The 8,590-nt window shown below is 67.4% G+C and carries 7 protein-coding genes; 4 read left to right on the top strand and 3 right to left on the bottom strand.

The genetic code is table 11. The annotated features are described in order from the left end of the window. On the top strand, positions 1-806 hold an 806-nt coding region (locus KBZ04_RS11020), incomplete at its 5' end, for a UDP-galactopyranose mutase (protein ID WP_254991977.1). Here the strand turns inward: KBZ04_RS11020 and mnmA are convergent. Then, complete coding sequence (gene mnmA, locus KBZ04_RS11025) at positions 791-1,990, bottom strand: tRNA 2-thiouridine(34) synthase MnmA (RefSeq protein ID WP_409995966.1); 1,200 nt, start codon at positions 1,988-1,990, stop codon at positions 791-793. The two genes, KBZ04_RS11020 and mnmA, sit on opposite strands and share 16 nt — an antisense overlap. Positions 1,991-2,066: 76 nt before the next feature. Between mnmA and KBZ04_RS11030 the strand changes: the two genes are divergently transcribed. Together KBZ04_RS11030 and KBZ04_RS11035 are read left to right on the top strand one after the other, a co-directional pair. Then, positions 2,067-3,698 carry an NAD(P)H-hydrate epimerase gene (locus KBZ04_RS11030; protein WP_254991978.1) on the top strand — a complete coding sequence of 544 codons (1,632 nt, stop codon included), beginning with the start codon at positions 2,067-2,069 and terminating at the stop codon, positions 3,696-3,698. 242 nt (positions 3,699-3,940) lie between these two features. Then, positions 3,941-4,870 (top strand): sigma-70 family RNA polymerase sigma factor, encoded by a 930-nt coding sequence (locus tag KBZ04_RS11035; protein WP_254991979.1) that lies wholly within the window; start codon positions 3,941-3,943, stop codon positions 4,868-4,870. Positions 4,871-4,906: 36 nt separating this feature from the next. Here the strand turns inward: KBZ04_RS11035 and KBZ04_RS11040 are convergent, their stop codons facing one another. Continuing rightward, positions 4,907-5,785 carry a hypothetical protein gene (locus KBZ04_RS11040; protein WP_254991980.1) on the bottom strand — a complete coding sequence of 293 codons (879 nt, stop codon included), beginning with the start codon at positions 5,783-5,785 and terminating at the stop codon, positions 4,907-4,909. Positions 5,786-5,862: 77 nt separating this feature from the next. After that, the gene (gene pdhA, locus KBZ04_RS11045) at positions 5,863-6,972 is read right to left on the bottom strand and encodes a pyruvate dehydrogenase (acetyl-transferring) E1 component subunit alpha (protein WP_254991981.1); all 1,110 of its coding nucleotides are present in this window, start codon (positions 6,970-6,972) and stop codon (positions 5,863-5,865) included. Between the two features lie 108 nt (positions 6,973-7,080). On the opposite strand from pdhA, the gene KBZ04_RS11050 reads away from it, so the two are divergent. Continuing rightward, positions 7,081-8,590 (top strand): molecular chaperone DnaJ (locus tag KBZ04_RS11050; protein WP_254991982.1); only part of this gene is annotated, 1,510 nt, incomplete at its 3' end.

The raw sequence follows: 8,590 nt of genomic DNA on the forward strand, positions 1-8,590 counted from the left end.
CGTTCTATGAGCTCTGGCAGACCCGCTCACCCGTAGAAGCCCGGCAGAAAATCGACTCCCAACGGTTTCTCGGTGAACCGACCAACCTTGAGGAGCAGGCCCTTTCCCTGGTGGGGCAGGACATCTACGAGACCCTGATCCGCGACTACACCCGCAAGCAGTGGGGCAAGGATCCCCGTGAACTGCCGACCTTCATCATCAAGCGGCTACCGCTGCGCTTCACCTACGACAACAACTACTTCACCGACCGCTACCAGGGCATCCCTATCGGCGGCTATACGGGCCTGTTCGAAGCCATGCTGGAGGGCATTGAGGTTCGCCTGAATGTCGATTATCTCGACGACCGGACCCAGTTGACATCCCTGGCCAGGAAGGTGGTCTACACCGGTTGCATCGACCAGTTTTTCAACTATGAGCTCGGCCGACTGGAGTACCGCTCCCTGGACTTCGAGAACAGTATCGAAGAGCTGGAGAACTTCCAGGGGAATGCCGTGATCAACTACTGCGATACTAGTGAGCCGTTCACCCGCATCATCGAGCACAAGCATTTCGAGGCGGCAAGCTCCCCCGTCACGGTGATCACCAGGGAGTATCCCAAGGCCTGCAGCGGTGACGCCATTCCCTACTACCCTGTCAACGACCCTGACAACCAATCGCTCTATCGGCGTTACCAGGAGCTGGCCCACACCGCCGACAACGTGATCTTCGGCGGACGGCTCTCCGAATACAAGTACATGGACATGCACGTGGTGATCGAATCGGCGATGAACCGGTTCCGCAGCGAAACCCGTCAGCCGTCGGCCTGAATCAATCCGCCGCCGAGCAGCACATCACCGCAGTAGAACACCGCCGCCTGGCCCGGTGCCACCGAGAACTGGGGCTCGGCGAAGTCAAGCCGGGCGCGGTGGGGCCGGTCGGCGGCCTGGTCGGCACCGGTTGCCGCCAGGGGTGTCAGCAGGGCTCGCTCCGGCAGGCTCCGGTAACGCACCTGGACCTCCACCGCGATCGGCTGGTCCGGCGGGGCGATCGACACCCAGTTGATGGCCCCCACCACGCAGGCCTGCCGGGTCGCCTCCCGTCGGGGGGCCACCACCACCCGATTCATGGCGCCATCCAGTCGCACCACGTGCAGGGGTTCGCTCCAGGCCACCCCCAGTCCCTTGCGTTGCCCGATGGTGAAATGCTCGATGCCGTCGTGGGAGCCGAGCACCGTGCCATCGGCCAGCACGATCTCGCCCTGACGTGGTGGCAGGTAGGTATCGAGAAACGCCCGCATCGAGCCGTGGTGGTCGGCCAGGCAGAGGTCCTGGCTTTCGGGCTTCTCGGCGGTGCGCAGGCCCAGGCGTGAGGCCTCGGTGCGGGTCGCCTCCTTGGTGAGCTCACCCAGGGGAAACACCAGCCGGCCCAGCACCGCCTGGGGCAGGTCGTAGAGGAAATAGCTCTGGTCCTTGAGGGGATCCAGGCCGCGCAGAAGCTGGTGGCGGCCGGCCCCGTCCCCGGGCAGGGTCTGGCCGTCGGCGGCACCAGCGGGCCGCTGCCGGGCGTAGTGGCCGGTGGCCAGGCGGCTGAGGCCACGCTCCGCGGCGGCCCACTCGAGCATCGGTCCGAACTTGACGGCCCGGTTGCACCGGGAGCAGGGCAACGGTGTGAGGCCCTCGCCGTAGCCCTCCACCAGAAACCCGACGATCTGCTCCTGGAAACGGGCCCGGCTGTCAACCACATGGTGTGGCACCCCCAGCTGGTCGCAGATGCCGGCCGCATCCACCAGGCCCTCGGCGCAGCAGGAGCCCTTGCCACTCATCAGCCACAGGGTGAGACCCTCCACCTGCCAGCCGGCGGCCACCAGCAGGGCCGCCGTCAGGGAGCTGTCCACGCCGCCGGAGAGGCCCACGGCCACCCGCCGCTCGCCGGGCCAGGCGCCAAGCTGCGCCAGCACCGCGGCCACCTCGGAGGAGGCGTTGCTGGGCGAGGTGGCGGGGATGGGGCTCAAGGATCCCGGTGGGTCGAAGGAACGGATCCCTCCATCATGGGAGAGCACTGCCCAGGCCGACGTGGACTTCCGGCCGATGCCCCACTCCTGGCCGCCGCTGGATGCCGACCACCTCCTGGTGAGCAGCGCCACGATGGCCGCCATCGAGCAGGAACTGTTCGCCAGCGGCCTGCCGGTGGAGGCCCTGATGGAGAAGGCGGCCCTGGCGGTGAGTCGCCGCCTGCAGCAGCGGCCGGGCCGGGATGGCCAGGACGGCCTGCTGGTGCTGGTGGGGCCGGGCCACAACGGCGGCGATGGGCTGGTGGTGGCCAGGGAATGGCATCTGGCCGGCGGCCGGGTGCGGCTCTGGTGCCCCTTCGAGCGGCTCCGCCCGCTCACCGAGGCCCACCTGCGCCACGCCCGCTGGCTGGGCCTGCCCCTGCTGGAAGACCCACCGGACCCCGCCGATCCCGCCCTCTGGGTGGATGCCCTCTTCGGCATCGGCCAGCACCGCCCGGCCGGTGACGCCATCGAAACCCTGCTGGTCGATCGGCAGAACCAGCAACCCGGCGCCCTGGTGGCCATCGACGTCCCCACCGGACTGAACGCCGATGACGGGGCCCTGCTCGGCACGGTGGCCGCCACCGCCTCCACCACCTATTGCATCGGCCTGATCAAGCGGGGCCTGGTGCAGGATGCCGCCCTGCGCTGGGTGGGGCAGCTGGAGCGGGTCGACCTCGGACTGCCGCCCGCCCTCCTGGGCCAGCGGTCCGCCGATCCGCTGCTGGGCCTGACCGCCGCTGACCGGGCCTCGGCCCCCTGGCCTGTGCCGGATCCGGCCGCCGGAAAGTACGAACGGGGGCGTCTGCTGGTCCTCGCCGGCAGCAACCGCTTCAGGGGGGCCGCCCACCTGGCCCTGGCGGGCGCCACGGCCTCCGGATGCGGCAGCCTGCGGGCCGCCCCGCCGTTGGAGATCGCCCCCCAGCTCTGGCAGGTCCATCCCCACGTGGTGCTGGAGCCGGGCCTGGGGGCCACCCCCGCCGGCGGCCTGGACCTGGGGGATCTGGGCGAGGGCTGGCTGGATCGGCTGGATGCGGTGCTGCTGGGCCCTGGCCTGGGCGGGCTGGACAACCCGGATGGGCCGGTGGCGGCGGCGAGCGCGGCCCGGGACCAGCAACGTTGGCAGGAGCTGGCTGACTTCCCAGGCCTGCTGGTGCTCGATGCGGATGGCCTCAACCGCCTGGCGGCCATGGGCGCCGACTGGCTCCTGGGCCGCCGGGGCCCCACCTGGATCACCCCCCATGCCGGGGAGTTCCGGAGACTGTTTCCCGATCTGGCCCCGCTGCCCCGGCCGGAGGCGGCGCTGGCGGCGGCCCGCCGCTGCCGCGTCAGCGTGCTGCTCAAAGGAGCCCGCAGCGTTGTGGCGGCCCCCGACGGACGCCGCTGGCAACTGCTCTCGGCCTGCCCGGACGCCGCCAGGGCCGGGCTTGGTGATGTGCTCGCCGGCTACGCCGCGGGGCGAGGTGCCATGGCCCTGGCCGCCGCTGAAGGGATGCCCGACGAAGTGTCCGGCGCCGATGGGGCCTGGCTGGCGGCCGCGGCCCTCGACCATGCCCATGCCGGTCACCACTGCCGGGACCGCCTGGGTCCCGGGGGCGTCACGCCGCTCGCGGTGGCCGAGGCCCTGGCCCAGCGAGATCCGGCAGCGGCCGAAGGGGACCTGCGCTGAAGATCCAGGGTCGGAGAATTAGGAGCAGCAAGGCCACTTTCCGATCTGGCAAGCCTGGCCTTCCCCTTACATCAACTCAGAACTTAGCCCTTTGCTCATCCAAACGAAGTCAATCGCTAAAGAAAGGCAATTGTGTGTGGTTTCACAAGCAATGGCTTAAAAGTTATTCCAGACACTTTCTGTCCTTGCCAACCGGTGGATAATTTGATAATCCATTCAATGGCGCCACTTCGCCCCCTGCCATGACCGCCTCTGCCGTTGCGACGAGAAGGGAGGGCTCCAGCCGCAGAGGGGGTGATTCCATTACCTGGTATCTCACCTCGATCGGTAGAGAGCCGCTGCTGACCCCAGCCGAAGAGATCGAGCTCGGCAACCAGGTGCAGGCGATGATGCACCTGGTGGAAGAGTCAAAAAGCGGTTACTCCGTCCAGGAGAACAAAACGATCAAGATCGGCCGGCGCTCCAAGGAGCGGATGATGCGCGCCAATCTCCGTCTCGTGGTGAGTGTGGCGAAGAAGTACCAGGGCAAGGGTCTGGAGCTGCTTGATCTGATCCAGGAAGGTTCCCTGGGGCTGGAGCGGGCCGTCGAAAAGTTCGACCCCACCCGGGGCTACAAGTTTTCCACCTACGCCTTCTGGTGGATCCGGCAGAGCATGACCCGCGCCATTGCCTGCCAGTCCCGGGCCATCCGGCTGCCGGTTCATCTGAGCGAGCGGCTCACCACGATCCGCAAGGTGAGCCTTGAGCTGGCCCACAAACTCGGCGCCATGCCCAGCCGTCGTGAAATCTCTGAAGCCATGGCCATTCCCGTCGAGGAGCTCGACTCCCTGCTGCGCCAGGCCCTCACCATCTCCAGCCTCGATGCCCCCATCCACGCCGAGGATGGTCGCAGCTTCCTGGGCGATCTGATCGCCGATGGATCCGCCGAGGAACCCCTCGACCGCATTGAGCGCGGCATGCACCAGGAGCAGCTGGCCCAGCTGATGGGCCACCTGTCTGCCCAGGAAAAGGAGGTGCTGGCCCTGCGCTTCGGCCTCGACGGCATGGAGAGGCACACCCTGGCCGAAATCGGCCGGCAGCTGGATGTGTCGCGCGAAAGGGTCCGGCAGATCGAACTCAAGGCTCTGCGCAAGCTGCGCAGCCTCTCCACCCGCTCCACGCCCCTGCCCTGATCGCCCGGGCTGCTTGTCTCCGAGCCACCGAGGCCTTCAGGGCGATCGCCAACCGTCGAGGAGTCGCTTCAGCCTGCCCTTGGCCTGGAGAGAGGCGATCTTCCATCGGCTCTCTCCCTTGAGGCCCCGATCACGGCGGATCTGGATCGGGGAATCGCCGACCATCTCCCAGTCAGGCAACCAGCAGTTGTCAGCGCGTGGAAACCAGAATTCAAACACGGAGATCGTCGAGATCGGCAGCAACTTGCCCAGGATCGAGTAGATCGATTGATCATGGCGATGCTCAATGAAACCTTCCAGATTGGGCGCCAGCGAAGCTGAATCATCGATCATGGAGAAATCCTCACTGAACACCCGGATCCAGTGGCGCATGAAGTCCATGGAGGCGGGGCACTTGCGCACGAAAAAGGTGGTGGCCCCCAGTTGCTGGGTGGTGGTGATGTCCGGCCTGCCTCGAACGTCCAGCCGATCGAGCAGGTCACCCTTGGTCCAATGGCCTTCCCGCTGATCCGGAAACTGCCGCTCCTCGTACACCAAGGATCCATTGGGAGGCAGACATTCAAAACCCTGAACACCTGACGGCGCCTCCACGGTCATGGCGAACAGCTCCAACAGCCGATCGCGTCCGGCTGGGTTGAGGTGACAGCCGGAATCAATCCAGTGCACCTGATCGCCGTCCTGCAGACGTTCGAGGGTCTGTAGCACGATCTGGGGCTTCCAGGCGTAATAGCCGAAGCCGCGATGCTCGGGAGTGAGGTAGGCGTTGAATCGCTGCCGAAAATCGGGACTGAGAGACCGTTCCGAAGCCGAAACGATCTCCGTATATACCTCCATCTCCTTCGCCTGACGACATAATCGTCGTCGGGCCGCTTTCATGCGGCTGTCGGTGAATGTGACAAGAACGCGTTTGGTCATCAGACCTGCTAACTTCAGGGCAATTAAATGATCTTAACCAGGGCTCTTAACCAGGAAGAATCAATGCCCGATCTGATTCAGTCTTCGGCCCAGATGTAGCGGGTGAGTTCACTGCTGTCGGGCTCGGGCGCCGCAAGGGCGAACTCCACGCAGTCGGCCACTTCGGCATCGATCTCCTTCTCGATCGCCTTGAGCTCCTCGGCCGTGGCCAGGCCCATGTCCGTCAGACGCATTGCCAGCTGCTTGATGGGATCACGCTTGGCCCAGAATTCCTTCTCGGCCGCTTCACGGAGCTCATCGGGATCCGCCAGGGAATGGCCACGGAACCGGTAGGTGAGGCACTCCAGCAGGGTGGGGCCTTCGCCGGCCCTGGCCCGCTCGATGGCCCGCTGGGCCGCGGCCCGCACGGCCAGCACATCCATCCCGTCGACTTCCTCGCCGACCATGCCGAAGCCCGCCGCCTTGCGCCAGATCTCCGGCTCGCTGGTGGCCCGGTTGTGGTCCATGCCAATGGCCCAGCGGTTGTTCTCCACCACGAACAGGATCGGCAGCTTCCACAGCGAGGCCATGTTCAGGCACTCGTAGAACTGGCCGATGTTGCAGGTGCCATCCCCGAAGAACGCGGCCGTGACGGCATCGCTGTCGGCCTGGCCGAGGGCGTCACGCTTGTAGCGGCTGGTGAACGCCGCTCCCAGGGCCACCGGGATGCCCTCACCGATGAAGGCATAGCCGCCGAGCAGATGGTGCTCCCTGGAGAACAGGTGCATGGAGCCGCCACGACCTTTGCTGCAGCCCGTGGCCTTGCCGAACAGCTCACTCATCACCTCCCGGGCGGGCACACCGCAGCTCAGGGCATGGACGTGATCGCGGTAGGTGCTGCAGAACCAGTCGTGCTGCAGCCGCATCGCCCGGATCACGCCGGTGGAGACGGCTTCCTGACCGTTGTACAGATGCACGAAGCCGAACATCTTGCCGCGGTAGTACATCTCGGCACACTTGTCCTCGAAGCGGCGCCCCAAGGTCATGTCCCGGTAGAGCATCAGGCCCTCGTCCCGGCTGACACTGGCCCGCTCGGCCGGATACAGACCCTCCAACCGCACCGCGTGGCTGCCGGCCTGCTCAGAAGACGCGGCGGCCCCAGGGCTGGCGGGCTGGGCTGCCCGCGCCGCGGTCAATTCCTGAGTCATGGCAGGAAGGCGATGCGATTCGTGGCCCCGACTGTACGGGGTCCGTTCCCTGGTGACAGTCAAAACCACTGCCTCTGACTACAGTCGCGCCCCAGCGTCATCATCGGATTGGACCTGCCGATCGATCATTTCCGCTTGCTGGGCGTGACTCCGTCCGCCGATGCCCAGGGGGTCCTGCGCACCCTCCAGTCGCGCCTGGACCGCCCGCCCCACGCAGGCTTCACCGCCGAAACCCTGCAGACACGGGCGGAGCTGCTCAGGGCCAGCGCCGACCTGCTCTGCGATGCCGACCGGCGCGCCGCCTACGAAGCGGAGCTGACCAGTCTGGCCGGCGGCGACGGCAGCCTGCAGCCCGCCCTGGAAATCGCCAGCGCCCGTCAGGTGGGGGGGCTGGTGCTGCTGATGGAGGGGGGCCAGCCCCTGGAGGCCTTCGAGCTGGCCAGCCGCTCGCTGCAACCACCCCAGTCGCCCACCCTCGGCAGTGGCCGCGAAGCCGATCTCACGCTGCTGGCGGGGCTGGCCTGCCTGGCGGCCGCCAGCGAACTGGAGGAGCAACGCCGCTTCGAAGCCGCCGCCCGCACCCTGGAGCAGGGACTGCAACTGCTGCAACGCCTCGGCAGGCAACCCGACCTCAGGGAAACCATGCACGCCCAGCTGGAACACCTCACGCCCTACCGGGTGCTCGACCTGCTGAGCCGGGACCTGGTCGCCGGTGTCGAGCGGCAGGAGGGCCTGGAGCTGCTGGAGCAGCTGGTGCAGCGGCGGGGTGGGCTTGAAGGCGATGGTGATCCCCAGTTCCCCAGCCAGGACTTCCAACCCTTCTTCCACCAGATCCGCGCCTTCCTCACCGTCCAGGAGCAGGTGGATCTGTTCAGCCGCTGGGCCGCCACCGGCTCCGACGCCGCCGACTTCCTGGCCACCATCGCCCTGACCGCCTCCGGGTTCGCCCAGCGAAAACCCGAGCGCATCGCCGAAGCCAGACACCGCCTGCAGCGCAGCGGTCGGGAGGGGATCGATCCGCTGCTGGCCAACCTGCACCTGCTGCTGGGGGAGGCCGACACGGCAAGGACCTGCTTCGACCGAGGCGCCAGCCAGGAGCTGAAGGACTGGGCCGCCGGCAAAAGTACCGACCCGCTGGGTCAGCTCTGCGCCTACTGCAGCGACTGGCTGGTGCGGGATGTGCTGCCGGGCTACCGGGACCTGGAAGCCGAGCCCGATCTGGTGGCCTACTTCAGTGACCGCGACGTGGTGGCCTACGTCGAGCGGGAGGACCAACGCAGGGGCCGCGCCTACCTCCCCTCCCCGGCAGCCGCTGAGCCGGTCGAACCCTCCCCCTTCCCTCCTTTCGACGACCTCGGCCTCGGAACGCTGCCGCCGCCTGCGCCCATGGGCCTGGATGGGGGCACCGCCGGCGGCCTCGCCCCCGTCCCGGGGGCCGCCGGGGCGACGGACCCCGATGACGACGGGGAGCTGGATGACGACGTCCCCCTGCTCTGGCCACGGCCCCCGAAGCCCTGGCTGCTGGGGGGCGGCGCCGCCCTGGTGCTGGTGCTGGCCGCTGCCTGGGGGCTGCTGCAGCGCCAGAGCTCGCCGCCACCGGCGCCGGCACCGCCGGTCA

Source organism: Cyanobium sp. N5-Cardenillas, from assembly GCF_024345515.1.
In the GTDB taxonomy this organism is placed as follows: domain Bacteria; phylum Cyanobacteriota; class Cyanobacteriia; order PCC-6307; family Cyanobiaceae; genus Cyanobium.